At 64.3% G+C, this 255-nt stretch carries 1 protein-coding gene; it reads right to left on the reverse strand.

Features of this window, described 5'->3' with window-relative positions:
• Positions 1-255 (reverse strand): hypothetical protein (locus AACY49_RS31605; protein ID WP_339528296.1); only part of this gene is annotated, 255 nt, incomplete at both ends.

Consider the following 255-nt stretch of genomic DNA (forward strand, 5'->3'; position numbering starts at 1 on the left):
GAGTTTGCCGATCAGGTTGTCGGCGGGGTCGTACTCGAAATGTTTCTGCACGGCGGCCGGCATCAGCGATGGCTGGCTGGTGTGTCGGCGTTGGCGTGAGCGTAAGCGCCCGCTGCGGTCGTATTCGCTGCGGGTGCTGATCTGGCCTTGGGTGCGCAGCACTTCGCGGTGCAGGCGGTCGCGTTCGAAGTCGCTGATGACCTGGCCGTCGAGGTTGATCTGGTGCAGGTGGCCGCTGCCGTAGTACAGGCGATT

This window comes from Pseudomonas sp. EL_65y_Pfl2_R96, assembly GCF_963970905.1.
Classification (GTDB): domain Bacteria; phylum Pseudomonadota; class Gammaproteobacteria; order Pseudomonadales; family Pseudomonadaceae; genus Aquipseudomonas.